26 protein-coding genes are annotated in these 24,791 nt (G+C 64.4%); 18 read left to right on the top strand and 8 right to left on the bottom strand.

Annotated features, from left to right (window positions below; translation table 11 throughout):
• The first annotated feature begins 1 nt into the window (after window position 1).
• Window positions 2–286 (top strand): DUF1971 domain-containing protein, encoded by a 285-nt coding sequence (locus LOZ74_RS03700; protein ID WP_230292953.1) that lies wholly within the window; start codon window positions 2–4, stop codon window positions 284–286.
• Here LOZ74_RS03700 and egtD read toward each other — a convergent pair.
• The 4 genes from egtD to LOZ74_RS03680 all read right to left on the bottom strand — a co-directional run bounded on the left by egtD (window position 283) and on the right by LOZ74_RS03680 (window position 7,118).
• The gene (egtD, locus tag LOZ74_RS03695; protein WP_230292952.1) at window positions 283–1,287 is read right to left on the bottom strand and encodes an L-histidine N(alpha)-methyltransferase; all 1,005 of its coding nucleotides are present in this window, start codon (window positions 1,285–1,287) and stop codon (window positions 283–285) included. The two genes, LOZ74_RS03700 and egtD, sit on opposite strands and share 4 nt — an antisense overlap.
• Window positions 1,288–1,299: 12 nt before the next feature.
• Window positions 1,300–2,559: an ergothioneine biosynthesis protein EgtB gene (egtB, locus tag LOZ74_RS03690; RefSeq protein ID WP_230292951.1), complete on the bottom strand. Its 1,260-nt coding sequence runs from the start codon at window positions 2,557–2,559 to the stop codon at window positions 1,300–1,302.
• 103 nt (window positions 2,560–2,662) lie between these two features.
• Window positions 2,663–4,039, bottom strand: a complete 1,377-nt coding sequence (locus tag LOZ74_RS03685) for a class II 3-deoxy-7-phosphoheptulonate synthase (protein WP_230292950.1) — start codon at window positions 4,037–4,039, stop codon at window positions 2,663–2,665.
• 124 nt (window positions 4,040–4,163) lie between these two features.
• Entirely contained in the window at window positions 4,164–7,118 is a 2,955-nt protein-coding gene (locus tag LOZ74_RS03680; RefSeq protein WP_230292949.1) for a pitrilysin family protein, read from the bottom strand.
• A gap of 156 nt (window positions 7,119–7,274) precedes the next feature.
• Between LOZ74_RS03680 and LOZ74_RS03675 the strand changes: the two genes are divergently transcribed.
• The 7 genes from LOZ74_RS03675 (at window position 7,275) to miaB (ending at window position 12,385) form a co-directional block, all read left to right on the top strand.
• Window positions 7,275–7,850 (top strand): NifU family protein, encoded by a 576-nt coding sequence (locus LOZ74_RS03675; RefSeq protein WP_230292948.1) that lies wholly within the window; start codon window positions 7,275–7,277, stop codon window positions 7,848–7,850.
• A 55-nt stretch (window positions 7,851–7,905) separates the two neighbouring features.
• Window positions 7,906–8,580, top strand: a complete 675-nt coding sequence (gene tsaB / locus LOZ74_RS03670) for a tRNA (adenosine(37)-N6)-threonylcarbamoyltransferase complex dimerization subunit type 1 TsaB (RefSeq protein WP_230292947.1) — start codon at window positions 7,906–7,908, stop codon at window positions 8,578–8,580.
• A complete protein-coding gene (locus tag LOZ74_RS03665) occupies window positions 8,580–9,053 on the top strand; it encodes a GNAT family N-acetyltransferase (protein WP_230292946.1) in 474 nt (157 codons plus the stop codon). The genes tsaB and LOZ74_RS03665 overlap by 1 nt, the downstream gene beginning before the upstream one ends.
• Window positions 9,054–9,277: 224 nt before the next feature.
• Window positions 9,278–9,706 (top strand): MucR family transcriptional regulator, encoded by a 429-nt coding sequence (locus tag LOZ74_RS03660; protein ID WP_230292945.1) that lies wholly within the window; start codon window positions 9,278–9,280, stop codon window positions 9,704–9,706.
• A gap of 192 nt (window positions 9,707–9,898) precedes the next feature.
• Entirely contained in the window at window positions 9,899–10,318 is a 420-nt protein-coding gene (locus LOZ74_RS03655; protein ID WP_230292944.1) for a Fur family transcriptional regulator, read from the top strand.
• 7 nt (window positions 10,319–10,325) lie between these two features.
• Window positions 10,326–11,054: a lysophospholipid acyltransferase family protein gene (locus LOZ74_RS03650; protein ID WP_230292943.1), complete on the top strand. Its 729-nt coding sequence runs from the start codon at window positions 10,326–10,328 to the stop codon at window positions 11,052–11,054.
• 11 nt (window positions 11,055–11,065) lie between these two features.
• A complete protein-coding gene (miaB, locus tag LOZ74_RS03645; protein WP_230292942.1) occupies window positions 11,066–12,385 on the top strand; it encodes a tRNA (N6-isopentenyl adenosine(37)-C2)-methylthiotransferase MiaB in 1,320 nt (439 codons plus the stop codon).
• Here the strand turns inward: miaB and LOZ74_RS03640 are convergent.
• Complete coding sequence (locus LOZ74_RS03640; RefSeq protein ID WP_230292941.1) at window positions 12,382–12,966, bottom strand: hypothetical protein; 585 nt, start codon at window positions 12,964–12,966, stop codon at window positions 12,382–12,384. The genes miaB and LOZ74_RS03640 overlap by 4 nt on opposite strands.
• Window positions 12,967–13,018: 52 nt before the next feature.
• Here LOZ74_RS03640 and LOZ74_RS03635 point away from each other — a divergent pair, with 52 nt between their 5' ends.
• The 6 genes from LOZ74_RS03635 (at window position 13,019) to LOZ74_RS03610 (ending at window position 18,352) form a co-directional block, all read left to right on the top strand.
• Window positions 13,019–14,011 (top strand): hypothetical protein, encoded by a 993-nt coding sequence (locus LOZ74_RS03635; protein ID WP_230292940.1) that lies wholly within the window; start codon window positions 13,019–13,021, stop codon window positions 14,009–14,011.
• A 120-nt stretch (window positions 14,012–14,131) separates the two neighbouring features.
• Window positions 14,132–15,214, top strand: a complete 1,083-nt coding sequence (locus tag LOZ74_RS03630) for a PhoH family protein (protein WP_370637988.1) — start codon at window positions 14,132–14,134, stop codon at window positions 15,212–15,214.
• A 23-nt stretch (window positions 15,215–15,237) separates the two neighbouring features.
• Window positions 15,238–15,741 carry an rRNA maturation RNase YbeY gene (gene ybeY, locus LOZ74_RS03625; RefSeq protein ID WP_230292939.1) on the top strand — a complete coding sequence of 168 codons (504 nt, stop codon included), beginning with the start codon at window positions 15,238–15,240 and terminating at the stop codon, window positions 15,739–15,741.
• A gap of 58 nt (window positions 15,742–15,799) precedes the next feature.
• A complete protein-coding gene (locus tag LOZ74_RS03620; RefSeq protein WP_230292938.1) occupies window positions 15,800–16,735 on the top strand; it encodes a hemolysin family protein in 936 nt (311 codons plus the stop codon).
• Window positions 16,735–17,622, top strand: a complete 888-nt coding sequence (locus tag LOZ74_RS03615) for a LysR substrate-binding domain-containing protein (protein ID WP_230292937.1) — start codon at window positions 16,735–16,737, stop codon at window positions 17,620–17,622. The genes LOZ74_RS03620 and LOZ74_RS03615 overlap by 1 nt, the downstream gene beginning before the upstream one ends.
• Window positions 17,623–17,914: 292 nt before the next feature.
• Window positions 17,915–18,352: a hypothetical protein gene (locus tag LOZ74_RS03610; RefSeq protein WP_230292936.1), complete on the top strand. Its 438-nt coding sequence runs from the start codon at window positions 17,915–17,917 to the stop codon at window positions 18,350–18,352.
• Between the two features lie 135 nt (window positions 18,353–18,487).
• Here LOZ74_RS03610 and LOZ74_RS03605 read toward each other — a convergent pair whose 3' ends face one another.
• On the bottom strand, window positions 18,488–18,952 hold the full coding sequence (locus tag LOZ74_RS03605; protein WP_230278878.1) for a peptidylprolyl isomerase: 465 nt from the start codon (window positions 18,950–18,952) through the stop codon (window positions 18,488–18,490).
• A gap of 267 nt (window positions 18,953–19,219) precedes the next feature.
• Between LOZ74_RS03605 and mgtE the strand changes: the two genes are divergently transcribed.
• Entirely contained in the window at window positions 19,220–20,698 is a 1,479-nt protein-coding gene (gene mgtE, locus LOZ74_RS03600) for a magnesium transporter (protein WP_370638899.1), read from the top strand.
• A 38-nt stretch (window positions 20,699–20,736) separates the two neighbouring features.
• Window positions 20,737–21,129: a DUF1489 family protein gene (locus tag LOZ74_RS03595; protein WP_230278879.1), complete on the top strand. Its 393-nt coding sequence runs from the start codon at window positions 20,737–20,739 to the stop codon at window positions 21,127–21,129.
• A gap of 39 nt (window positions 21,130–21,168) precedes the next feature.
• Here the strand turns inward: LOZ74_RS03595 and nudC are convergent, their stop codons facing one another.
• Together nudC and LOZ74_RS03585 are read right to left on the bottom strand one after the other, a co-directional pair.
• Window positions 21,169–22,083 (bottom strand): NAD(+) diphosphatase, encoded by a 915-nt coding sequence (gene nudC / locus LOZ74_RS03590; RefSeq protein WP_230292935.1) that lies wholly within the window; start codon window positions 22,081–22,083, stop codon window positions 21,169–21,171.
• Between the two features lie 119 nt (window positions 22,084–22,202).
• Window positions 22,203–23,291 carry an A/G-specific adenine glycosylase gene (locus LOZ74_RS03585; protein WP_230292934.1) on the bottom strand — a complete coding sequence of 363 codons (1,089 nt, stop codon included), beginning with the start codon at window positions 23,289–23,291 and terminating at the stop codon, window positions 22,203–22,205.
• A gap of 33 nt (window positions 23,292–23,324) precedes the next feature.
• Between LOZ74_RS03585 and LOZ74_RS03580 the strand changes: the two genes are divergently transcribed.
• Complete coding sequence (locus LOZ74_RS03580) at window positions 23,325–23,909, top strand: DUF721 domain-containing protein (RefSeq protein ID WP_230292933.1); 585 nt, start codon at window positions 23,325–23,327, stop codon at window positions 23,907–23,909.
• The gene (locus tag LOZ74_RS03575) at window positions 23,906–24,625 is read left to right on the top strand and encodes a thioredoxin domain-containing protein (RefSeq protein WP_230292932.1); all 720 of its coding nucleotides are present in this window, start codon (window positions 23,906–23,908) and stop codon (window positions 24,623–24,625) included. Before LOZ74_RS03580 ends, LOZ74_RS03575 begins: the two co-directional genes overlap by 4 nt.
• The last annotated feature ends 166 nt before the right edge of the window (window positions 24,626–24,791 follow it).

Raw genomic sequence — 24,791 nt, 5'->3', positions numbered from 1 at the left:
CATGGCCGTGCCGTACAAATCCACTCCGCAGTTCGACGAGCAGAGCCTGCCCGATGCCATCCGCAATGCGCATAGCACCAAGGCAGGTGTCTGGGGCTTGCTGGTGGTCGACGAGGGGGCGGCACGGCTCATCTTTCACAAGCCCCGGCGTGAGATTGCTGTCGCGCCGGACAAGCCGGGTCTCATACCTCCGCAGGCTGTCCATCATGTCGAGACTTTTGGCCCAGTTCGCCTGCATGTGGAATTCTACCGGGAGAACCCGCTGGACCGGGCCGACCAGTCCTAGGGCGCAGACCGCAGCGGGCTCGCCTCTGCCAGTATCACCATGAACTGGCTCTCATGGTCGTTCCAGCGGTCCACGGGCGTCCAGCCGCCTGCCAGCAGCAGCGCGGCGGCAGAGCGGCGGCCGTATTTGTGGCTGTTCTCGGTATGGATCGTCTCGCCCGCCTGCATGGTGAACGCGCGGCCTGCGACGGTGAAGCTGATATCATGCTGCGCCTCAAGATGCATTTCGATGCGCGCGATATCGTCGTTCCAGATCGCGCGGTGGCGGAATGCGTCGACCGGCATGTCGCCCGCCAGCTCGCGGTTGATGCGGGTCAGCAGGTTGAGGTTGAAGGCCGCCGTTACTCCCTTGGCATCGTCGTATGCGGGGATCAGGATCTTGCGGCTCTTGATCCGGTCCATCCCGATCAACAGCAGCGGCGGGTGGCCATCGGGGCTGCCGCGTTCCAGCGTTTCACGCATGTCGCGCAGCAAATCGACGGCCGTGCGCGGCACCATATTGCCGATGGTCGAGCCGGGGAAGAAACCCAGCCGCGCCACACCCTCGATCTCGGCGGGCATGGTGACGGGCTGCGTGAAATCGGCTTCCACCGGATGGATCGGCAGGTCGGGCAGCTTTTCCGCCAGCCTGCGGGCAGAGGCGCGCAGGAAATCGCCCGAAATATCGATGGGGACATAGGCCGCAGGTTCGATGGCCTGTAACAGCAGCGGCGTTTTGGCCGAGCTGCCCGATCCGAATTCCACCACCGCGCGGCCCGCGCCGATCGACCGGCGAAAATCGCTGCCGTGGGCGCGCAATATCTCTTTCTCTGCCCGCGTCGGGTAATATTCGGGCAGGCGCGTGATTTCCTCGAACAGTTCCGATCCGCGCTCGTCATAGAACCAGCGCGCGGGGACCGCCTTTTGCGGTTCGGACAGGCCGCGCAGCACGTCGCGCCGGAACGCGTTGTCGATGCCTTCCTCGTCCTCGTCCACGATGCGCAAGGCTTGCTGGACCGTCATGCCGGATTATCCCTATATGTCTTGCGCAAGGCGCAGGCCGGTGAATTGCCAGCGCTGGTGCGGGTAAAAGAAATTGCGATAGCTGGCCCGCGAATGACCCCGTGCCGTGGCGCAGCTGGCGCCTTTCAGCACGAACTGCCCGCTCATGAACTTGCCGTTATATTCGCCCACCGCGCCATCGGCGGCCGTAAAACCGGGATGCGGCAAGTAGGCGGATCGCGTCCACTGCCAGCAGCTTCCGAACAATTCCGGCGTGGCCGCAGGCTGCACCGCTTCGGCGCGGTCCATTTGCTGGCCCGCCGATGGGTCGGCGCGGATCGCGGCCACTTCCCATTCCGCCTCGGTCGGCAGACGGCTTTGCGCCCATGATGCGAAAGCGTCAGCCTCGTAATATGAGATATGGGTGACGGGGGCCTGCGGGTCGCGGGGTTGCCAACCGGCCAGGGTGAACTGCTCGTCCCCGTGCCAATAGAGCGGTGCCGTCACGCCTTCCCGCTGCACCCATGCCCAGCCGTCCGACAGCCACAGCGAGGGCGTGCGATAGCCGCCATCGTCGATGAATGCCTGCCAGTCCGCATTGCTGACCAGCCGCCGCGACAGGCGGAACGGCTCCAGCAGCACGCGGTGGCGCGGACCTTCGCAGTCGAAGCAGAAACGGTCGGTCCCGCAATCATGCCCGATCCGCGCGATACCGCCCTGATGGTCGATCCAGCCGTCGGCAGCATGATGCGCGGTTTCAGTCAGGCGGCCGAACATCGCCGGGCCGAGCGGGTTCTGGAACAGGGCGTGCTTGATATCGGTCAGCAGCAATTCCTGATGCTGCTGTTCATGCGCGATGCCCAGCTGGATCAGGGGCGCGCAATCCTCGCGCTCCAGCAGCGGTTCCATCGCCGCATCGACGGCGCGGCGGAATGCGACAATCTCCTCCAGCGAGGGGCGCGACAGCATGCCGCGCGAAAAGCGGGCGATGCGTTGACCTTCCGCCTCGTAATAGGAATTGAACAGGTAAGGATATTTCCCGTCGAACAGGCGGTATCCGTCCAGATGGTCGCGCAGCAGGAATGTTTCGAAAAACCAGCTGGTATGCGCCAGATGCCATTTGGCGGGGCTGGCATCTTCCATCGACTGTATGGTCGCATCGGCGTCGGACAAGGGCGCGGTAAGATCAAGCGTCAGGGCGCGGGTCGTGCGGAACCGGTCCGCAAGCGTGGCGGCCTGCCGGTCCGCTGTATCAGCCGGTCCGGTCGGTGCGGGTCTGGTGGCGATGCCCATGCCATGAAAAATGCGCGAGGCAGGCTATGGTGCCCGCCCCGCGCAAATTTAACTATTGTCGCCGGCCTAAAGGCGGGCGCTCAGGCCGGATCGCGGCGAAGTGTCAGGCCGCGTCGCGGCGGGCGACCATCTCGGCATTCAGTTCCTCGGCCAGCAGGAATGCCAGCTCGATCGACTGCGCGGCGTTCAGGCGCGGATCGCAATGGGTGCGATAGCGGGCCGACAATGCCTCGTCCGTGATGGCGACCGCGCCGCCGGTGCATTCGGTCACGTCCTGCCCTGTCATTTCCACATGGATGCCGCCTGCATGCGTGCCTTCGGCGCGGTGGACGGCGAAAAAGCCCTTCACTTCCGAAAGAATGCGATCGAACGGGCGCGTCTTGAACCCGCTTTCCGACTTGATGACATTGCCGTGCATCGGATCGCACGACCAGACCACCGGATGGCCTTCGCGCTTCACCGCGCGGACCAGCGGGGCCAGCCCCGCCTCTACCTTTTCGTGGCCGAAGCGGCTGATCAGCGTGATCCGCCCCGCCTCGCGCTTGGGGTTCAACGTGTCGAGCATCGACAGCAGCGCGTCGGGCGACAGGCTGGGGCCGCATTTCATGCCGACGGGATTGCCCACGCCGCGCAGGAATTCGACATGCGCCGACCCTTCGAAACGGGTGCGGTCGCCGATCCACAGCATATGCGCGCTGGTGTCGTACCATTCGCCGGTCAGCGAATCGCGGCGGGTCAACGCCTGCTCATAAGGCAGCAGCAGCGCTTCGTGGCTGGTATAGAAATCGGTGGCCTTCAGCTGCGGCACGGTGGCGGGATCGACGCCGCATGCCTCCATGAAATCCAGCGCTTCGCTGATCCGGTCGGCAGTCTGCGCAAAACGCGTTCCCCACGGCGAACGGTCCATGAAATCCAGCGTCCACTGGTGCACCTGCCGCAGATTGGCATAGCCGCCACCGGCAAAGGCGCGCAGCAGGTTCAGCGTCGCCGCCGCCTGGCTGTATGCGCGCACCATGCGTTCGGGATCGGGCTGGCGGCCCGCCGCATCGAACGCAATATCGTTGATGTTGTCACCGAAATAGCTGGGCAGCTCGACGCCGTCCTTCACCTCGACATCGCTGGAACGCGGCTTGGCGAACTGACCGGCCATGCGGCCCACTTTCACGACCTTCTGCTTGCTGGCAAAGGTCAGCACCACTGCCATCTGCAGGATCACGCGGAACGTGTCGCGGATATTGTCGGGATGGAATTCGGCAAAGCTTTCGGCGCAATCGCCGCCCTGCAACAGGAAACCGCGACCCTGCGCGACCTCGCCCAGCTCGGCCTTCAGCGCACGGGCTTCGCCGGCAAAGACGAGCGGGGGAAAGCGGGTCAGCCTGTGCTCCACATCGGCAAGCGCCGCCGTGTCGGCATAGGTGGGAAGATGCTTTGCTTCCTTCGATGTCCAGCTTTCGGGGCTCCAGTCCGCCGTCTTGTTCACTTCGTCACTCCATCGCCTGCCGGGCCTGTTGCCTCGGCAGTTTCTCTCTCCATCCGAAATGTCGGAATGGAGCCGCCCTTACCCCTTGGGGATAGGCTTTGCAAAGGTTTCAGGCGTTACCGTATCAGCGCGAGGCCGCCGCATCCCCCGATCCGTCACCGGCACGCGCGCTGGCGCCCGGCACGATTTCGATCCGCATGGCATCGCCCGTCAGATAGCGATGGGCCAGCGCCTGCATCTCTTCGGGAGTGACCTGCGAATAATCGCGGATGATCGTCCTGATCTGGTCGATCCGGCGCGGATCGCGCGATGCGCCGCTCAACTCGCTCAACCAGAAACCGTTACCGCTCGACACACGCTCGATATAGCTGCGCAGCGGTTCGGTGACGCGGGCGATTTCCTCGGCGCTGGGCGGATTGGTTGCAAGGTCTTCGGCAATGCTGGTCGCCGTGTCGAAGAACACCTGCACCTCGTCCGGCTCGACCTGCGCCATGGCGATGATCGATCCGCCCGTTTCGCGGTCCAGCGGCCAGCGCGAGGCGACATTGGGCGAATAGCTGGCGCCCAGCTTTTCGCGCATCGCATCGAACAGACGGTTGGAGAAAATCTGCGTCAATACCTGCGTCTTGCGCGACAGGGTCACATCGTCGCGCCCGCCACCCGTGGGCCATGCGACCACGGCCGCCGCCTCGTCCGCGTCGCCGCGATGGGTCAGCACGACGGGCGTGTCGCTTGTCTTGGGCGGGGTGGACAATTGCGGCTTGGCCGCCGCCGGTTCGCGCGGGGCCAATGCGCCGAATGTCTTTTCCAGCGCGGCAATCCCCGCAGCGCGGTCGAAGTCGCCGAAGATTTCAACCTGCACCGGTCCGCTCGCCAGAACGGGCGCCCAGGTCGCCTTGAAGTCCTCGGCGCTCACGGCTTCCAGTTCGGCCGGGGTGGGCGATCTGAAACGCGGGTCCTCTCCGCGCAGCAGATATTCGAAGTCGCGGTTCAGAATGCCCGACGGGCTTGCGGCAAAGCTGTCATAGCTGATCGACAGGCCCGCCTTGGCGCGTTCCAGCGGGGCGGTATCCCAGCGCGGATCGGCCAGCTTGGCCGCGAACAGATACAGCTGATCCTCAAGATCGGCGGCACGGGTCTCGCCCGCGAAGACGAATTCGCTATCCTCGATCCCGAACTGCAGGCCCATCTTGCGGCCCGTGGTAATCCGGTCGAGCGCGTCCTGGTCCAGCTCTCCGGTACCCGCGCCCATCAGGGCAACCTCGCCCAGCGCGATCTCGGCATTGTCGTCCGCATCGAACGCGCCATAGCCCGCGCCGAAACGCACCCGAACGCTGACTCGGCCCGGTTCCGCCGTGCTGGGCCAGATCATCGCGGTGACTCCATTCGACAGGCGCAGCAATTCGATCTCGAACAATCCGGTCGCGGCATTTGCCTCCACGCTGCCCGGCGTGCCGAGCGAGGGAAGCTCGTCAAACGAAATCGCGGCAGCGGGAACGCGTGCGGAATCGTCGGCCTCCACCGGTTCCAGCAGGGCGGCGCGGAACGCGGCCTCGTCCGCTTCGCTGGCGTTGGGCACGCTCATCAATCCGCGCACGACATCACCGCTGAACAGCTGTCTGGTATGCTGCAACAGGACATCGGGCGTTAGCTTGGGCTTCATCCCCTCGAACACGCTCAACACCACTTCGGGCGCGGCGACGGTTTCGCGGATATTGATCGCCTCGACCACATTGTCGACAAGATCGGCGCCCTGCTGCACGTCGCGGGTTTCCACGCCGACGCGGAACGCGTTTTCGAACTCCGCCGCCTCGCGGTCGATCTCTTCCTGCGTGGGCGGGTTTTCGATCGCGTCCCTGATTACCGCGCGCACGTCCAGCAACGCCCCCTTCCAGTCGGCACCCAGCGGGGTGATCGACACAAAGGTGGCATCGGTCGAACGGTTCAGATCGTCCTGCGCGACCGACGCGGCGAGATAGCTGCCCCCTGCCCGCGCCCGTGATTCAAGCCGGCGGTTGATGATCGACATCGCCAGCTGATCGGTCAGCAGCCCTTCGTTATAGACGATGGTGTCGACCACCGGCCGCCACGGTCGCATCACGGCATAGCCGATATTGCGCGGCAGATCGGGTTCGACCAGCACGCTGACCTTGTCCACCGGCGCCAGCGCGCCGGGTGCGGTTTTGGCATCGGGGCCGGGCACCGGATCGCCGAAAGCGGGCGCGGGGGTCGCCTTGCCCGAAACCTTCCAGCCGCCGAACGCCGTCTTCACTGCCTGTTCCAGCACCGCCGTCGGGAAATCGCCCGCGACCACGATGATCGTGTTGTCGGGCCGGTACCAGCGGTCGTAAAACGCCTTGACGCTTTTGCCATTGGCGGCCTGCAGCGTTTCCACCGTGCCGATGGGCAGGCGTTCGGCAATGCGCTGGCCCGCGAAATAGGTTTGCTGCGTCGCTTCGGAAATGCGCCGCCCCGCCGCGCCGCGTTCACGCCGTTCGGCCAGCACGATGGGCAGTTCGGTCTGCACATTGGCATCGGTCAGCACCGGCCCCGTGACCATGCCCGACAGCAGGCGGAACACTTCGGCCAGCTTGGCCTGATCCGTTTCGGGCACATCGACATTGAACACGGTCTGCGTGGGCGACGTGAACGCCCCCGTATCCGCGCCGATGGTGGTGCCCAGTTCGCGCCAGCGTTCGATGGCCTTGCCGTTCGCCAGATATTTGCTTTCGCGGAAAACCAGATGTTCCAGCAAATGGGCAAAGCCGCGCTCGCTATCCGCCTCGTGGATCGAACCGGCGTCAACCGCGACGCGCACCGAAACCTGCCGCGCGGGAATGTCGTTATGCCGCACCGCATAGCGCAGGCCATTGGGCAATTCGCCGAAGACCCATTCCTCGTCCACCGGAATGTCGCTGCCGCGATAGAGCCACGGACGATCCTGTTCCACTTGCGGCCAGTCGCGCTTGGCCTCTGCCGACGGGGCGGGCTGGGCGGCGGCGGGAACCGCGACGAGCGAGGTGGAAGCAAGCAGGGCGGAAAGCGCGGCAATGACCGCTTGGCGGGATTGGAATTTCATGAAACCTGTATAGGAAGCGACGCAATGAAGCGCCAGTGAATAGGATTTCCGGCAGAACCGCCGAAAGCATCACCCGTTCCGCGCCGGAAAGCCGCTCTATCGCCCGTGCAAGCAATCGCCGCTTGAATGGCGCGCCGCTTCCCCTAAATCACCACCATGTTTATCGAAACCGAAACGACCCCCAATCCCGCCACGCTGAAATTCCTGCCCGGACGGCAGGTCATGGCATCGGGCACCCGCGACTTTGCGGACCCCGAAGCGGCAGAGGCTTCGCCGCTGGCATCGGCGCTGTTTTCGATGGGCGATGTGACGGGCGTGTTCTTCGGTTCGGATTTCGTATCCGTCACTGCCGCGCCGGGGGCCGACTGGGCCGCGCTGAAACCGCAGGTTGTGGCCGTTCTGCTTGATCATTTCGTGTCCGAAGCGCCGCTTTTCGCGGGCGGCGATGCGGCAGGCTTTGCCGTTCCGGCAGAGGGCGAAACGGTTGAGGACAATCCCGAAGACGCCGATGTGATCGCCCAGATCCGCGAGCTGATCGAAACCCGCGTGCGCCCTGCCGTCGCGGGCGATGGCGGCGATATCGTCTATCGCGGGTTCCGCGAAGGCGTGGTCTATCTGCAGATGCAGGGCGCCTGTTCGGGCTGTCCCTCCTCGACAGCGACGCTGAAGCAGGGCATCGAGGGGTTGTTGAAGCATTACGTTCCCGAAGTGACCGAGGTGCGCGCGGCCTGACCGGCGGCGCAAGGGCCCTCGCCGCGGCGGGGCGCTTGAGGGGGTAAGGCGCGGAGTGCGAACTCTCGTCATCGATTGCGCGACCGAGAATTGTTCCGCCGCCCTGTTCGAGGGCGAGGGCGAGGGCGATATGCTGCGCCTGATCGACGGGCGCTGCGAGACGCTGGGGCGCGGCCATGCCGAACGGCTGGTCCCGATGATCGCGGAATTGCCCGATGGCGGGCGCGCGGACCGGATCGCGGTTTCGACAGGCCCCGGCAGCTTTACCGGCATTCGCGTCGGGCTGGCCGCGGCCAAGGCACTGGCGCTGGCATGGCGGGCCGATCTGGTCGGATTTCCGACACTCGCCCTGATCGCTGCGCAGGCGCGCGCGCAATCGGGCGCCGTGCCGGTCGGCGTGGCCAATAATGCCGGCCATGGCGAATGGTTCGTGCAGGAATTCGCCGCCGACGGGCTGCCCCGTTCGGATGCGCGCTCGCTCCCTCCTCCCGAAGCGCAGGCCGCGCTGACCGCGGAACAGGTCGCAGGCAGCAAGGCCGAGGCGCTGGTCGCCGCGCGCGGGTTCGGACAGGCGTGGCCGCTGCTCCCCGATGCGCGGCAGTTTGCAGCCCTGCCGCAAAGCCTGTTATTGCCCGATCCGCACCCCGCCTATGGCCGCCGCCCCGATGCGGCGATCCCGAACAAGGGCACCACGGGAAGGCGGGTCGACAACAGCCAAAGGGCAGGCTGATGCCCGACCAGAAGATAGCCGATGCGATCATGCGCGTCATGGAAGTGGCCTTCGATCCGGTTTACGGCGAGGCGTGGAACCGTTCGCAATTGCTGGGCGCGCTGGTGATGCCCGACACGCGGTTCGTGCTGGTCGACGATACCGGCAATCTGGCTCCGCATGATCTGGACAGGGTGACTGGCTTTGCCCTGCTGCGCCGCGTAGTGGACGAGGAAGAACTGCTGCTGATCGCGGTCGCACCCGAATCGCGGGGCAAGGGGCTGGGCGGCAGATTGCTGGATCGCGCGGTGGAAACATCGCGCGATCTGCGCTGTTCCAAGATATTTCTGGAAATGCGCGACGACAATCCGGCGCGCCATTTGTATCACGCCCACGGTTTCAAGCCCGTGGGGCTAAGACGCGACTATTATTCGGGACGCGACGGGAAAAGGCGAAACGCGATTACTTTCATGCGCATTATTAACGCATCTTAAATCCATCTTTCCCGCTGCCGCAGCTTGGCATTCGCAACACGGACCAGAATTCGCACGGCGATCACTCCGGAACTTAAAATTAAAATTTTAACAAGCGGGTTTTTCAATGAAAATCCCGCAGTGAATAGTTGTATTTTAATAAATGATGGACCAAAAGACGCGCATCGCCGACGGCATTCGGGGTGGTCAAGCGGCGAAGAACCGTACTGAAAGGATTTTAAGTCATGGATAATCCCGTACTCGACGTGAACGAGACGCTTATTACGCTTACGTCGGACATCGTGGCCGCTCACGTCAGCAATAATAACGTGGAAGTCGGCGACGTCCCCTCGCTGATCAGCAATGTCTATGCGGCGCTTGCCGGTCTTGGCGAAGCGGCACAGGAAGAAGAAACGCCGCCCGAACCGGCCGTGTCGATCCGCGCATCGGTAAAGCCCGATTACATCGTGTGTCTTGAAGACGGCAAGAAGCTGAAAATGCTCAAGCGCCATCTGATGACGCATTACAACATGACCCCCGACGAATATCGCGCGCGCTGGAACCTGCCGGCCGACTATCCGATGGTTGCCCCCAACTATGCGGAAAAGCGTCGCGAACTGGCGAAGAAAATCGGCCTGGGCCGCAAGCCCGGCAGTCGCCGCAAAAAGGGCTGAACGCCCGCAGAAAAGACGGGGGCAGTCATGGCCCCCGCATCGCCCCGCCGGTTTCATCCCCCACCCCCACACGACCGGCACGGGTACAGGAATTCAGGGCGGTTGCGTTGACGGCGGCGCGGTCTATGATCGCGGCAAAGCGGCGCCATCGCCCTTTATTCTTTTCCAACTGCTATCCAAGGCTGTAACCCAGTGCCCAACCCGATCGACATCGAAGCGATCTGCGCCGAACGCGGACTTCGCATCACCGAACAGCGCCGCGTGATTGCCAAGGTGCTGTCCGAAAGCACCGACCATCCCGATGTCGAAAAGCTGCACGAACGCGCATCGGCCATCGATCCCGGCATTTCGATCGCCACCGTCTATCGCACCGTGCGCCTGTTTGAAGAGGCGGGGATTCTGGACCGCCACGATTTCGGCGATGGCCGCGCCCGTTACGAAGCATCGCCCGAGGCGCATCACGACCATCTGATCGATGTCGAAACCGGCAAGGTGGTCGAATTCGTCGATCCCGAACTGGAAGCGCTGCAGCGCCAGATCGCGGAAAAGCTGGGTTTTCGCCTCGTCGATCACCGCATGGAACTTTACGGCGTCCGCCTCGACCGGGATTGATCCTGACATGGGCTGGCGCGCGCCCGTGCGGCTGGCGGCCATGGCGATCTGGCTGCTGGCCTGCGTGATCGCCTTTGCGCTGCTTGCTCCGCTGCCGGGCCGCAATCCCGTGCCGCCGGTATTTCTGGCAGGCATCGCCTTTATCGCCGGGGTTGAGATTACCGTGCGCGGCACCCCACCGCGCCGCGCCATGCTGCTGGCCAATCACGTCAGCTGGATCGACATTACCGCGCTGGCCGCCACCGCGCGGTCGGCCTTTGTCGCGCATGACGGGCTACAGGGGCATCCGGTGCTGAAGAAATTGTGCGAGATGAACGACACCGTGTTCATCGCCCGATCGCGCCGGCACACCGTGTCGCAGCAGGTCGACCAGATCCGCGCCGCCATCGACGAATGCGATGTGCTGACCCTGTTTCCCGAAGGCACCACCGGAAATGGCGACGGATTATTGCCGGTCAAAAGCAGTCTTTTATCCGCGATCGACCCCGCGCCGCAGGGCGTGCCCGTCGTTCCGGTGGTTCTGCATTACCGCGACGCGAAAGATATTGCATGGGTGGATGACGAGGCGGGGGACGCCAATTTCCTGCGCATATTGTCGCGCCGCGATCCGGTGGAACTGACCGTGCATTTCCTGCCGCCGCTGGCAGGCGGGGAGCTGGCCGGACGCAAGGCCATGGCCGCGGCGCTGACCGAACGGTTGGAGAGGGGACTCGCCATCGCGGACGCAAAGGCGTAAGGGCGCGCCCCATGAAATCCCTCTCCGAACCCAAAAGCTATCGCATCAAAAGCTTCGGCTGCCAGATGAACGTCTATGATGGCGAACGCATGGCCGAATTGCTCGGCGCGCAGGGCATGTCCGCCGCGCCCGAGGGCGAGGATGCCGATCTGGTCGTATTGAACACCTGCCACATCCGCGAAAAGGCCGCCGAAAAGGTCTACTCCGATATCGGCCGCTTGCGCCGCGACGATGGCTCTGCCCCGCTGATCGCGGTTGCAGGCTGCGTTGCGCAGGCCGAGGGCGAGGAGATCATGGCGCGCAGCCCCGATGTGCGCATGGTCGTCGGACCGCAAGCCTATCACCGACTGCCCGCGATGATCGAAAAGGCCCGTGCCGGTGAGCGCGTGACCGATACCGACATGCCCGCCAATGCCAAGTTCGGCGTGCTGCCGACGCGGACGAAGCGCGCCCCGTCGGCCTTCCTGACGGTGCAGGAAGGCTGCGACAAGTTCTGCACCTATTGCGTGGTGCCCTATACGCGCGGCGCAGAAATCAGCCGCCCCTTCGCCGATCTGGTCGAGGAAGCGCAGAAACTGGTCGATGCCGGCGCGCGCGAGATCACCCTGCTGGGCCAGAACGTCAACGCGTGGGACGGCGAGGACGACAAGGGGCGCGCCATCGGCCTGGACGGGCTGATCCGCGCGCTGGCGGCGATGCCCGATCTTAAACGCATCCGGTACACGACCAGCCATCCCAACGATATGAGCGACGCGCTGATCGCCGCCCATGGCGAAGTGGGCAAGCTGATGCCCTATCTCCATTTGCCGGTGCAGTCGGGCAATAACCGGGTGTTGCAGGCGATGAACCGCAGCCACAGCGCCGAAAGCTATATCGCGCTGATCGAACGGTTCCGCGCCGCGCGGCCCGATATCGCGATCAGCGGCGATTTCATCGTCGGCTTTCCCGGCGAAACCGATGCGGAGTTCGAGGACACGCTGAAGATGGTCGACACCATCCGCTATGCCGCGGCCTTCAGCTTCAAATATTCGCCCCGCCCCGGCACTCCTGCCGCGACCATGGCGGACCAGATCGCCAAGGAAGTGATGGACGAGCGGTTGCAGCGGCTTCAGGCCGCGCTGCAGCGCGACAGCCTTTCCTTTAACCAGGCGTCGGTCGGCAGGACCTGCGAGGTTCTGGTCGAACGCAAGGGCCGCAAACCCGGCCAGTGGCTGGGCAAGACGCCATGGCTGCAATCCGCATGGTTTGAGGGGGACGCCGCCATCGGCGACCTGGTGCAGGTCGAGTTGCTGGCTGCCGGGCCCAATTCGCTGGAAGCGCGCGTCGTTTAGCTTTCGGGCGCGCCCAGCCTGCGCATCGAATCCCACGCGTCCTGCGCGATCAGGACCGTGCCTTGCTCTTCCTGCAGGATGGCGGGCGGCACGGTCGGGTTCGACGGATAGCGGATACCGTCGAAACGCAAAACGGCATTGCCGCTTTCGCCTCCGCCGCCGCCGACCCACACGGTCAGATCGCGCCAGCCGTGGCTGCTGCTATCCAGCACGGTCACCGGCAGTTTCGACACGCTGGCGTCCATGCGCACGGTAAAGCCCTCACCCGCAGGTTCCAGCACAAGCACATTGCAGCCGCCCGATCCGCACAGCATCGGCCCGCTGGCATAGGCGACAATCTCGTCCATGCCGTCGCCGTTCAGGTCGATGGCGGTCGTTGCGACCGAAACCTCGCCATCATCGGCGAAATGCTGCGCCAGAAAGCCATCGGCCGCGTCGGCCACGGGCACCGCATTGGACGGACCCTCCGGCATGACCTCAGCCGCTGTTGCCTCGGCCGTATTCTCCTGCACCGGCGGCGACCCGCATGCGGTGATGGCCAGCATTGTGACGGGGGCGAGCATGGTCGGGATAATGCGCATGGCCCCTTATATCGCTTGCGGGCCCGCAGGGGAAATGCGAACGAACGCCAGCATGAACCGCCCGCCCCGCCCCGATCCCCGCGCCCTGCGCAAGGTGCTGAAATTCGTGGCGCTTTGGCTTGCGCTGGGCGGCGGCGCATGGCTGGGCGGATGCGATGCCGCACCCGAACGCGATACCGTGGCCGACCCCCTGCCCCTGACCGCACCCGCGGTGATGGAGGATGACACAGTCGACCCGCCCCCCAATCCCGACGGGCTGCAACTGGCGCCCGGATTCGCGCCTCTCGCCTTCGATCTCGCGGGTACGGGCTGGCTGGTCACGGCGGTCGACGGTGTGCCCACTGCCGATTTGCAGGACGACCTGGCGACGGTGCATTTCGGCGGCTCCTATCTGCGATGGCTTGGCTGCAACCAGATGGAATCGCTCTATATTCCCCTCACCCGCAGCTTCGCACTGGGCGAGCCGCGCCAGACGACGCATGATTGCACCGATAGCGCGGTCGATGCCGCAATGGCGTCCGTGCTGGCGGACAAGCCGCTGATCGGCCGCAACCGCGAGGGGAAGATCATGCTGGCGGGCAAGACCCATGCCATCACGCTAAGCCAGATCGACAGCGGACCAAAGGATCCCGAGGCACCGCCACTGGATGCCGCCCCGTTCGAGATCATGTCCCCCGGCGCGCCCGGCGGGAGGCCCGTTCTGGCGCTGAAAAACGGCAGTTTCGCCATCTGGATGGATTGCCCCGCCGCCATTTCGGGCAGCTTGCGCCTGGTCGAGGGTAAATTGCGCACCGGCAATGTGCAGGTGAAGGAGTGCGAGAGCTATCGCAGCACCGCGCGCGATGCGCTGGCCGATTTCTTCCGCGTATCGCCCGCCATCGCACGCGGTCGCGGCGGCGAATTGCTGCTGAGCGACGGGAAACAGGTGATCGCCGCGCGCCAGTGCAGCAACGGATCGGCCGCATGCCGCCGCACCGCATCGGCCATCCACGCAGCCGAAGCGCAGGAAGACGGCGGCGATACAGCGGTTATCCCCAGCCGCTGACCCTGCGGCGACTTGCCTAACCCCGCGGTGCACCTATCTTGATCCCAGCAACAGGCCGGTTTTCAGCAGCGGTCCGAGTCGGTTCCGCATTACCCTTGCCGGTCATGACAAGGAGCACGAGTGAGCCGCAAGAACGCGCGCGTTGCCGCACCCACGGCCCCCACGGGCAACTGGCCCGCCGACCGAACCGCCACCGCGGGAACCCGGGCGCGGACCGAGATGGAATTCCCCGATGCCGAAATGCTGGGCGCATTATTCGGGCAGTTCGATCGCAATCTTGTCCAGCTTGAAGACCGCCTCGGCGTCTATATCGCGGCACGCGGCAATCGCGTGCAGATCGAGGGGACAGAGGAAGCCGTCGCCCGCACCCGCGACGTTCTGGCAGGCATGCAGCAACAATTGCTGTCGGGTTTCGAACTCGACGCGGGCGCGGTCGACGCGCTGATCGCGATGAGCAGCGAGCCCACGCTGGACGGCATCGTCAAGGGCGAGGACCAGACGGGGCTTGGCGCGGATCTGGGCCGCAATGGCCGCCCGCAGATCATGATCCGCACCCGCAAGAAGACCATCGCCCCGCGGTCCAAGGCGCAGGAAGCCTATATGCAGGCGCTGGTCAGCAATGACATCATCTTTGCGCTGGGTCCGGCGGGCACGGGCAAAACCTATCTGGCAGTGGCACAGGCGGTTGCGCAGCTGATCACCGGCAGCGTGCAGCGCCTGATCCTGTCGCGCCCCGCGGTCGAGGCGGGCGAGCGGCTGGGCTTCCTGCCCGGCGACATGAAGGACAAGGTCGACCCCTATCTGCGCCCGCTTTACGACGCGCTGTACGATTGCATGCCGCCCGAACAGGTCGAACGCCGCCTGGCATCGGGAGAGATCGAGATCGCGCCCATCGCTTTCATGCGCGGACGCACGCTGGCCGATGCCTTTGTCATTCTGGACGAGGCGCAGAACACCACGCGCGAACAGATGAAGATGTTCCTCACCCGTTTCGGTCAGAACAGCCGCATGGTGGTGTGCGGCGATCCGCGGCAGGTGGATATTCCCGGCGGCGACCGCCATTCGGGGCTGGCCGACGCGGTCGAACGGCTGGAAGGGGTCGAAGGAATCGCCGTCAGCCGCTTTACCGCAGCCGATGTCGTGCGCCACCCGATCGTGGGCCGCGTGGTCGAGGCCTATGAAGGCTCGGGCGTGCCCGGTTGAACGGCGCGACAAGCGAATCCGCGATGACTGCTCCGACACTGGAAACCGATGTATCGCCCGAATGGGGCGACGATATCGACTGGGACATGCTGGCCCACCGCGCGGCAGAGGCGATTGCCGCCGAAGCGCCCGAGCTGGCCGATCCCAACATGCTGGTCAGCGTGGTATTCGCCGACGATGACGAGGTGCACGCGCTGAACCGGCAATGGCGGGCCAGGGACAAGCCTACCAATGTCCTGAGTTTTCCCATGCTTTCGCGTGAGGAAGTGCTGCGCGCCGCCGAACGCAAAGACAGCGGCGCACCGGTCATGCTGGGCGATATCGTGCTTGCGTTGGAAACCTGCGCGCGCGAGGCGGATGAAAAATCTGTTGCACTTGCAGTTCATGCAACGCATCTGGTGATTCACGGGCTGCTTCATATCGCCGGTCACGATCACGAGCTTGGCGATGCCGAGGCCGAGGCGATGGAAGCACTTGAAACGCGGGCCCTGGCCCGGCTGGGGATCGCAGATCCGTATCATTCCTGAAACCGGCTGCCGGAAACCCCGCTGGCCGGTTCTTTGACGAAGGGTTCAAGAGGCCATCATGGCCGACAGTCACAGTACCGACACCGGCTCTCAGGAGCCGGACAGGCGCCTTCTCTGGCATCGGATCCGGTCGTTCTTCGACGGCAGCGAGGGTGAGCAATCGCTTCGCGCCCAGATCGAGGAAGCGATCGACGAGCACGAGGAAGAGGAAGGCCGCGAAGGCCCCATCCACGAAAACGGCGATCTTTCGCAGATCGAGCGGCAGATGCTGCGCAATCTCCTCCATTTTTCGGAGAAGGACGCCGACGATGTCTCGATCCCGCGTGGCGAGATCGTGGCGATCGACCGGGCCGCCAGCTGGGACACGCTGGTCGCGACATTCGCCGAACACGGCCATTCGCGCATACCGGTGTTTTCGGAAACGCTGGACCATGTGATCGGCATGATGCTGATCAAGGACGTGTTCCCCTTTCTGGCCGAAAACCGCCCCCCGCCCAAGGACTGGACGACATTGATGCGCCAGCCGCTTTACGTGCCGCAGGCGCGCGGGGCGCTGGATGTGCTGGCCGACATGCGCGCGCGGCGCGTGCATCTGGCCATTGTGGTCGACGAATATTCGGGCACCGACGGTATCATCACGATCGAGGATCTGGTCGAGGAAATCGTCGGCGAGATCGAGGACGAGCATGACGACGCCCCTGTCGAATTGCTGGTCCCCATCGACGAGGGGATGTGGGACGCCGATGCCCGCGCGCAGCTGATCGATGTGGCGCGCAGGGTCGATCCGCATCTGGCCGAAGTCGAAGAACAGGTTGACACATTGGGCGGTCTCGCCTTCGTTCTGGCAGAGCGCGTGCCCGAAGTGGGCGAAGTGCTGGAGCATGACAGCGGCTGGAAGCTGGAAGTGATCGCGGGCGACGAACGCCATGTCGAACGCATCCGCCTTCATCCGCCTGTCGGGGATCAAAAAACAGAAGACGAAAGTTCCGATTGATGGCGACACGCCGCCTGCCACCTCTCAGATCGCTGGAAGCCTTTGTCCGCATCGTGCGGCTCGGCTCGGCCAAGGCTGCCGCGGCGGAATTGGCGCTCAGCCCGTCGGCCCTGTCGCGCCGCGTGACCGCGCTTGAGGATTATACCGGCCGCAAACTGTTCAACCGCGGCCACCAGACCATGAAGCTGACCGAAGAGGGGCAGGCCCTGTTCGACGCGGTCGCCCCCGCGCTGGACGAGCTGGCCGAGCAGGTCGGGCGGCAAATGGCCGACAACAAGATCATGCGCCTGCGCCTGAACGTGCTGCCCCTGTTCGGCGAACAGCGGCTGGTGCCGCGTCTGCCCGAATTGCGACAGCTGTATCCGGCGCTGCACATCGATATCGACAGCTATCCCAACCCGCTGGCGCGTCTGGGCGAATCGGTCGATGCGGCGATCATCATTGCCGATAATGTCGATCCGAAGCTGCATGCGGTGCGGCTCGACCACAATATGGTCCACGCCATCGCATCGCGCAAAACGGCCGAGGAAGTGGGCGACGTGCCCGATCCGGCGAAGCTGGAGAAGATGAACTACCTCGTCCATTCGGACATGGACCTCAGCTTTGCGGCATGGCGCGAGGCTGTGGGCATCGACATGCGCAAGGAACCTCTGGTCGATCATTTCGATTCGGGCGCGCTGATCCTCGAGGCTGCGGCACAGGGGCTGGGCATCGCGATCATGCACGGAGACCATCTGACCCGCGCGCGTGACGAACGTCTGGCAAGGCTGTTCCCCGACCTCGAGATCGAGAGCCCCTACAGCTTCTGGTTCGTCTGCCGCCCCAAGGCGCTGGAGACGAGGCCGGTCAGGATTTTCAACGACTGGCTAGCAAACGCCAAGCTGTAGCCAGCGATCTTAGACGAGGATTGCGAAGCAGCCGCAGTCTAGGATCGCAGAGGCGAAAGTCCGGCCGGCGGCCGCAGAGGGCCATCAGGTCCGCAGCAAGCCGTTCGACGTGACAGCCGCGGCTGCGGCTGCTTTCGGGCATTCAGCTTTTACGCGCTAATGACCGGAACGGGGTGGTTTGCGGACCTTTTCTCTGCAAAATCGAAAAATGGCATATTGCTTTAGAACGCGGCTGTTCATCTCGGGCTTGAGCCTTGCATTTTTATGGAGTTGTGACGCTCAGGTTCCGGTCTTGTCCGATAATGAAGTTGCTCTTTTACGGGAACACTCTCCCGGAATGACAGATGAGTGCGTCGAAAAAGCCCGATTTGGTGGGTTCGCTGCCATATCCAGCCTAGCTGTTGACCAGTGTTTCGAGATGGATACGGCTCAAACCTACCGCGGGCTTTGGCGCGACGATTTTGAAGGGTCAAGGTTTTGCCCGAGTCCCCAGACCGAATGCACTCAGGAGACGTCGGGCGAAGCGATTTGGCTAACGTTTTCGCCAGAATTGGAAGGGCGTGAAAATGTGGCGAGAGGCATGAGCGGTAACCTCTATGCCATCGAGTTTATAGGCCGGATGACAGCGCACCGTGGTCACTATGGCCATATGGGCATGTTCAATCGTGAAGCAGTCGTCGATGAAATAACGTCAATCCGACCTCTCACGCCCGGACAAAAGTCACGTTAGGTCAAATGTCCGCAATCGGTCGCCAGCAGACGTTCCGTTTTTCCAGCACCAAAGACCAACAGCAGCCCCCCAACACCACACCAAAAAAGAGGCGCCCGAAAGCGCCCCTCCTTCAATCGTCGCTGACGGCCCGAATTACGAAACCGTAGCCTTCACGATCTTGCCCGGGTTTGCCGGCGGCTCGCCCTTGGGCAGGGCGTCGACGTGGTCCATGCCTTCTTCGACCTCGCCCCATACGGTGTACTGGCGGTCGAGGAAGCGGGCGTCGTCGAAGCAGATGAAGAACTGCGAATTGGCGCTGTGCGGATAGGACGTGCGCGCCATCGAACACACGCCGCGCGTGTGCGGGTGGTCGTTGAACTCGGCCTGCAGGTCGGGCTTGTCCGAACCGCCCATGCCGGTGCCGTTGGGGCAGCCGCCCTGTGCCATGAAGCCGGGGATCACGCGGTGGAACTTCACACCGTCGTAAAAGCCTTCGCCAACCAGTTCCTTGATGCGCGCGACATGGCCGGGGGCCAGATCGGGGCGCAGCTTGATCACGACATCGCCGGTCTCACCATTGCCGGTGTCGAGCGTGAGGGTGAGTTTTTCCTCGGACATGAATTCTCCTTTGTCGCCCCCTTATGCGCCGCCCCTGTTGGCGGGGCCGCGGAGCGTGTCTGCGGGGTCGGCATCGCATATAGGCTATCGCCCGCATATGTCACGCCCGCGACTTTCCACGCCTGCCCACAAGCCATGCCGCCCGATCCACAGGCTTGTACCCCGCTTTCCCACAGCATGGCCCACCGGTTCGTCCACAAATCATCCACACGTGCGAAACCCAAGTTTCCCGGTTGATTTCGCGGTGCAGCAACCTAGACACCGGCACTGATGGAGCGCGACGACCAGAACCTTGCCAAGGAGCATGACGCCGAAGAGGCCGCGATCGCGTCATACGTCGCCAGCGACGATGCCGAGCATATGAGCGAGGCCGAAGAAGCCCGCGCCGAACGGCTGGACGAGGATGACCGGCTGAAGCCCGAATTCGTCGAGGCGGTGCGCGAGGCTCTGGACGAGGACGCCGAGACCGACGTCCGCGATCTGGTCGAACCGCTGCACCCCGCCGATATCGCCGATCTGTTCGAAATCCTGCCGCGCGAGGACCGGCCTGCGCTGGCCCGCGGCATCGCCGATCTGATGAGCGGCGAGGTTATTTCCGAGCTGAACGATTACGTTCGCGACGATCTGCTGGAAGCGCTGCCGCCCGATGCGGTGGCGGGCATTGCCGAACAGCTGGAAACCGACGACGCCGTCGCGCTGATCGAAGACCTTGACGCCAGCGATCAGGCCGCCGTTCTGGCCGAGCTGGACCCCGAAGACCGCGCCGCCATCGAAAGCGCGCTGTCTTTTCCCGAGGAATCGGCAGGCCGCCTGATGCAGCGCGATCTGGTCGCGGTGCCCGAACATATCACCATCGGCGATCTGATCGATTACATGCGCGACAATGCCGATCTGACGACCGAGTTCTGGGAAGTCTTCGTCGTCGATCCCGCGCATCGCCCCGTCGGCACGTGCCAGCTTTCGTGGATACTGCGCACCCCGCGCAGCGTGCCGATCGCCGATGTGATGAAGCGTGACCAGACGTTGATCCCCGCCGATCTGGATCAGGAAGAAGTCGCGCTGCGCTTCCAGAAATACGCGCTGATTTCCGCCGCCGTGGTGGACAAGGGCGGGCGGCTGATCGGCCAGATCACCGCCGACGACGTTGCGCATATCATTCAGGAAGAAGCGGGCGAGGATACGCTGCTGCTGTCGGGCGCGGGCGAAGGCGACATCAACGAACCGATCCGCACCTCATACTCCCAGCGTGTCCGCTGGCTGGTCGCCAATCTGGGTACGGCGCTGGTCGCATCGCTGATCATCGCGGCATTCGGCGCGGCGATCGAACAATTGGTGGCGCTGGCGATCCTGATGCCCATCGTCGCCAGCATCGGCGGCAATGCGGGCACGCAGACCATGGCGGTTTCGGTGCGCGCGCTGGCGATGAACCAGCTGACGCAATCGAACACGCGACGCGTGATCTGGCGCGAAATGCGCGTGGCCCTGCTTAACGGGCTGACCGTGGCGGCACTGATCGGCACGGCGACGGCACTGATCTTTACGCCCATGCTGGGCGGGGTGATCGCCGCGGCCGTGGTAATCAATATCATCACCGCGGGACTTGCGGGCGTGATGGTGCCGGTGATCTTCGACCGGCTGGATCAAGACCCTGCGGTCGCATCGTCGGTGTTCGTCACGATGATCACCGATTCGATGGGCTTCTTCGCCTTCCTCGGCCTTGCGGTCGCGTCGGGGCTTGTCGGCTGACGGGTTGAGGCGGGGCGTATTCGCCCTATCTTGGGGCGATGCCCCTGCACCTCACCAAGATTGCCTTTGGCGCGCAAAGCTATGACGATATCGAAAGCTGGTTCGCCAATCGCCCGCGCGTATCGCTGAACACGCGCTATTGCCCAAAGCGGGTGGAGGAGTTGGAAGGCGGGTCGCTCTATTGGGTGCATGAACATGCGCTGGTGGCGCGCAGCCCGATCACCGGTTTCGAACAGCAGGATAACGGGCGCTGGTGGATCCACCTTGCCCCGCAGCTGATCCGCGTGCAGGCCCGCCCGCGCCGCGCGCATCAGGGCTGGCGCTATCTGAAAGACGAAGACGCTCCGCCCGATCTGGCCGAAGGGGCCGACGCGGGCGATGTGCTGCCGGGCAAATTGCTGGGGCAGCTGACCAAGCTGGGCCTAGTTTAGCTAATCCGCATAGCCAGTCCGTTTAGCTGATCCGTCCGGCTAGTCCGCGGGCCGGTCCAGCCAGTCGCGCAGCAGATAATGCGCGATGGCATGCGGCGGCGGCGGATCAAATGTCTTGCCCGGCAGCCCTTCCAGCGCGGCGAACAATTCCCCGCGCGTTGCCCAGAATGCATCGTCCAGCTCGGTCCGGTCGATCGCAAGGGTCGCGTGATCTGTCACCGCGTGGCAGCCGATCATCAATTGCGACGGAAACGGCCAGGCCTGGCTAGCGCGATAGCGGACCGAATGAACCTTCAGCCCCGCCTCTTCCAGCACTTCGCGCTGCACGCCCTGTTCGATGGTCTCGCCCGGTTCGATAAAGCCCGCCAGCGCGGAATAGCGCCCCTCGGGCCAGCCGAGGCCGCGACCCAGCAGCACCAGTCGCTCGCCATCGGCAGTGGTGTGTTCGACCGTCATGATCGCCACCGGATCGGTGCGCGGGAAATGCGAAGCGCCGCAATCGCGATCGGTGCAATCGCGCTGCCAACCGCCCTTGCCCTGCACCGTCATCGAACCGCAGCGCGCGCAGAACCGGTGTGTCGCGTGCCAGCTGGCAAGGCTGCGCGCGGCCGCGAAAGTGGCGAAATCCTGCGGGTTCAGCTGCCCCGCCTGCAGCCATGCCTTGCCCCGCGCATCGCCCGCGCCGGTGCCGCGCGGCACGGCGGCGAAACAGCCGCGATCGCCATCAAGGCCAAGGAACACCAGCTCCGCCCCTTGCGGCGCATCGTCCAGCGTGCCCCATTCCAGCCTGCCGTCATCACTGACCAGCGGGTCGCATTCGTCCATTTTAAGCAGCAGTGCGCGGTCGCCCATCAGCGCGCACAGAGCATCGGGATCGGCGCGGACGTGATCGGCGCGGTCGATCCGGCGCGAACGGCGGCGGTCGCCGTCGGCCTGCACAATTTCGCCGTCCATCGGGCCGTTCACCATGGCTGTATCCCTGTATCGAATGATCGCTTCAACCCGCGCGGCCTAGCCCCGCCCGCAGGCGAAATGCAATCACTGGCAGAACTTCCCTACCATTTGCTTGTCCCTTATTCGCATTTCGACATGGCCCGGGCGGCATTGGCGAACAGCGTGGGCAGACCGGCATCGTCCAGCCGGTCGATTGCCCACCATTCGCCGTCAAGCCGCTCTGCCATGGCGGGCGGCGCATCGCGCATTGCGCTGATCCGCATGTCGAGGACGAAATGGGTAAACACATGCCGCACGCTGGCACCGCTGTCGCGCCAGCCGCCATCCGCCGGCGGCACCCCGTCGCCATCGCGCCGTGCGGCCCAGCCATCGTCGGGCAAGGCGCGCATGCCTGCCAGCATCCCTTTGGCAGGGCGGCGCACCAGCAGCACATGACCGTCCCGTTCGATCCAATATGCCGTGCCGCTGCGTTGCGGCTTGGGCTTCTTTGCGGCCTTCACCGGCAGGCTGGCGGCAATCCCCCTGCCATGGCCGATGCAATCGCCTTGCAGCGGGCAGATCAGGCATTTGGGTTCGCGCGATGTGCAGACGGAAGAGCCGAGATCCATCATCGCCTGCGCGAAATCGCCCGCGCGCGCATCGGGTGTGATGCTGTCGGCAGCCTCGCGGATTGCGGGGCGCGATGCGGGCAAGGGATCGGCTATGGCGAACAGGCGCGACACGACGCGTTCGACATTCGCATCCACCGCCACGGCGCGCTGGCCGAATGCGATGGCCGCTATCGCCGCTGCGGTATAGGCCCCCACACCCGGCAGGGCGCGCAGCCGTTCCTCGGTCTCCGGAAAGGAACCGCCTGCCCCCGCCACCATGCGCGCGCAGGCAATCAGATTGCGGGCCCGCGCGTAATAGCCCAGCCCCGCCCACGCGGCGAGCACATCGGCTTCGGGCGCGGCGGCCAGCGCGGCGACATCGGGCCAACGCGCGGTAAAGCCGTCAAAATAGGGCCTTACCGCCGCCACCGTCGTTTGCTGCAGCATGATTTCGGACAGCCACACGCGATAGGGGTCGGGCGCTTCATTGCTGCCCGGCGGCACCCGCCACGGCAGCGTTCGGGCATTGGCATCGTACCAGCGCAGCAGATCATGCGCGATGCGCGATGCGCCGGCGCCTGTATGCGTTGCGGGTTTCTTGTGAAGGGAACTGGTCACGACCGGCACGCCTATGGCATGGGCTGGCGGGTCATGGAAAGCGACTCTGAAAAACCCCGCAGCAAGGCCGCAAGCAATGGCGGCGCCAAAAAGGCGGCGGGGCCCAAACCCTATGAACGCCCGCGCGGCGGGGCGGCCAGACCCATCGGCGATCTGATGCCCCAGATCGGGCGCACCGCGTTTCGCCGGTTCGGTTTCGTGCAATCGTCGGTCGTGTCGCGCTGGGCCGAAATCGTCGGTCCCCAACACGCCCGCGTCTCCGCGCCAGAGGCGATCCGATTTCCCCCCGGCGAGAAATCGGGGGGCACGCTGCAACTGGTCGTGCTGCCTGCCCACGCCCCGCTGATCCAGCACGTCATTCCCGAAGTGATCGAGCGGGTGAACCGCTTTTTCGGCTATAGCGCGGTGGCAAAGGTGAAAATCCGGCAGGGTCAGGTTCAGGTACCCGATTCTATCGCTGGCGATGGCAAGGCCAAACCGCCGCCGTCGCTCAAACCGATTCCGATGGAATTGGGGGATTCGCTGCGCGATATCGGCGATCCGGAATTGCGCACGGTGCTGGAATCGCTGGCCCGTTCGCTGGGCGGGACCGTGCCGGGCGGGAATGACAAGGGATGACGATGAAGACGGGTTTGAAAATTCTGGCCTTGGCCATGGCGGGCGCGGCCGCGCTCACCGCGCAATCGGGCACTGCCGGTTCTGCGGCTGCCGCTTCGGGCGCCGCGCAATCGCCGCAAGGCGTGACCCGCGTCGAACCCGGCGTGCACCGCATCGGCCCTGCCAAGGCGCCGGTCACCCTGACCGAATATGTCAGCTATACCTGCCCCCATTGCGCCCATTTCGAACAGGAAGCGGGCAAGGAGCTGGTGATTGCCTATGCCGCGACGGGCAAGGCATCGGTGGTCGTGCGCCATCTGGTACGGGATCAGGCCGATCTGGCCGCCGCGCTGGTCACCAATTGCGGGCAAAGCGACCGTTTCCTTGCCAATCATTCGGCGATCATGTCCGCGCAGCCCGTATGGCTCGACAGATGGTACAAGGCGACTTCGGCGCAGCGCGCGCGTTACCAGACGGGCACCGTCGGCGCGCGCATGCAGGCCGTCGCCCGCGATCTGGGATTCTATGACATCATGGCCCGCCGCGGCTATTCCAAGCCGCAACTCGACCGCTGCCTTGCGGACGAGGCGCTGGCAAAGACCCTGTCGGAAAAGACCGCCGCCTATCTGGCCAGCGGCGTTTCGGGCACGCCCAGCTTTGACATTAACGGCGTGCTGCTGGCCGGAACGCATGACTGGGCCAGCCTGAAACCGCAGCTGGATGTGCGCATGAAATAGGGGTGATTCGCCCGCATCGCGCACGAACAGGCGCGCTGGCGGCGCATTATTGGCGTCACAAGGCGCTGAAACGCCTGGATCGGGTGCGGTGCTTGTGCAAAACCGGCCCGCATTTTGGCCCCCGTGCTTCCGCAAGGTGCCCCGCTTGCGCTAGCTTCTTCAGATT

The organism is Croceicoccus sp. Ery5 (assembly GCF_020985325.1).
Taxonomy (GTDB): Bacteria; Pseudomonadota; Alphaproteobacteria; order Sphingomonadales; family Sphingomonadaceae; genus Croceicoccus.
Note: the sequence above shows the minus strand (reverse complement) of the source record. Positions and strands in the feature narration are given on the sequence as shown.

Excerpts from the sequence above, each read along its gene's own strand:
- LOZ74_RS03700 (WP_230292953.1), top strand. The coding sequence starts at position 2 with ATGGCCGTGCCGTACAAATCCACTCCGCAGTTCGACGAGCAGAGCCTG.
- egtD (WP_230292952.1), bottom strand. The coding sequence starts at position 1,287 with ATGACGGTCCAGCAAGCCTTGCGCATCGTGGACGAGGACGAGGAAGGC.
- egtB (WP_230292951.1), bottom strand. The coding sequence starts at position 2,559 with ATGGGCATCGCCACCAGACCCGCACCGACCGGACCGGCTGATACAGCG.
- LOZ74_RS03680 (WP_230292949.1), bottom strand. The coding sequence starts at position 7,118 with ATGAAATTCCAATCCCGCCAAGCGGTCATTGCCGCGCTTTCCGCCCTG.
- LOZ74_RS03675 (WP_230292948.1), top strand. The coding sequence starts at position 7,275 with ATGTTTATCGAAACCGAAACGACCCCCAATCCCGCCACGCTGAAATTC.
- LOZ74_RS03665 (WP_230292946.1), top strand. The coding sequence starts at position 8,580 with ATGCCCGACCAGAAGATAGCCGATGCGATCATGCGCGTCATGGAAGTG.
- LOZ74_RS03660 (WP_230292945.1), top strand. The coding sequence starts at position 9,278 with ATGGATAATCCCGTACTCGACGTGAACGAGACGCTTATTACGCTTACG.
- LOZ74_RS03650 (WP_230292943.1), top strand. The coding sequence starts at position 10,326 with ATGGGCTGGCGCGCGCCCGTGCGGCTGGCGGCCATGGCGATCTGGCTG.
- miaB (WP_230292942.1), top strand. The coding sequence starts at position 11,066 with ATGAAATCCCTCTCCGAACCCAAAAGCTATCGCATCAAAAGCTTCGGC.
- LOZ74_RS03640 (WP_230292941.1), bottom strand. The coding sequence starts at position 12,966 with ATGCGCATTATCCCGACCATGCTCGCCCCCGTCACAATGCTGGCCATC.
- LOZ74_RS03635 (WP_230292940.1), top strand. The coding sequence starts at position 13,019 with ATGAACCGCCCGCCCCGCCCCGATCCCCGCGCCCTGCGCAAGGTGCTG.
- ybeY (WP_230292939.1), top strand. The coding sequence starts at position 15,238 with ATGACTGCTCCGACACTGGAAACCGATGTATCGCCCGAATGGGGCGAC.
- LOZ74_RS03620 (WP_230292938.1), top strand. The coding sequence starts at position 15,800 with ATGGCCGACAGTCACAGTACCGACACCGGCTCTCAGGAGCCGGACAGG.
- LOZ74_RS03615 (WP_230292937.1), top strand. The coding sequence starts at position 16,735 with ATGGCGACACGCCGCCTGCCACCTCTCAGATCGCTGGAAGCCTTTGTC.
- LOZ74_RS03605 (WP_230278878.1), bottom strand. The coding sequence starts at position 18,952 with ATGTCCGAGGAAAAACTCACCCTCACGCTCGACACCGGCAATGGTGAG.
- LOZ74_RS03595 (WP_230278879.1), top strand. The coding sequence starts at position 20,737 with ATGCCCCTGCACCTCACCAAGATTGCCTTTGGCGCGCAAAGCTATGAC.
- nudC (WP_230292935.1), bottom strand. The coding sequence starts at position 22,083 with ATGGACGGCGAAATTGTGCAGGCCGACGGCGACCGCCGCCGTTCGCGC.
- LOZ74_RS03580 (WP_230292933.1), top strand. The coding sequence starts at position 23,325 with ATGGAAAGCGACTCTGAAAAACCCCGCAGCAAGGCCGCAAGCAATGGC.
- LOZ74_RS03575 (WP_230292932.1), top strand. The coding sequence starts at position 23,906 with ATGACGATGAAGACGGGTTTGAAAATTCTGGCCTTGGCCATGGCGGGC.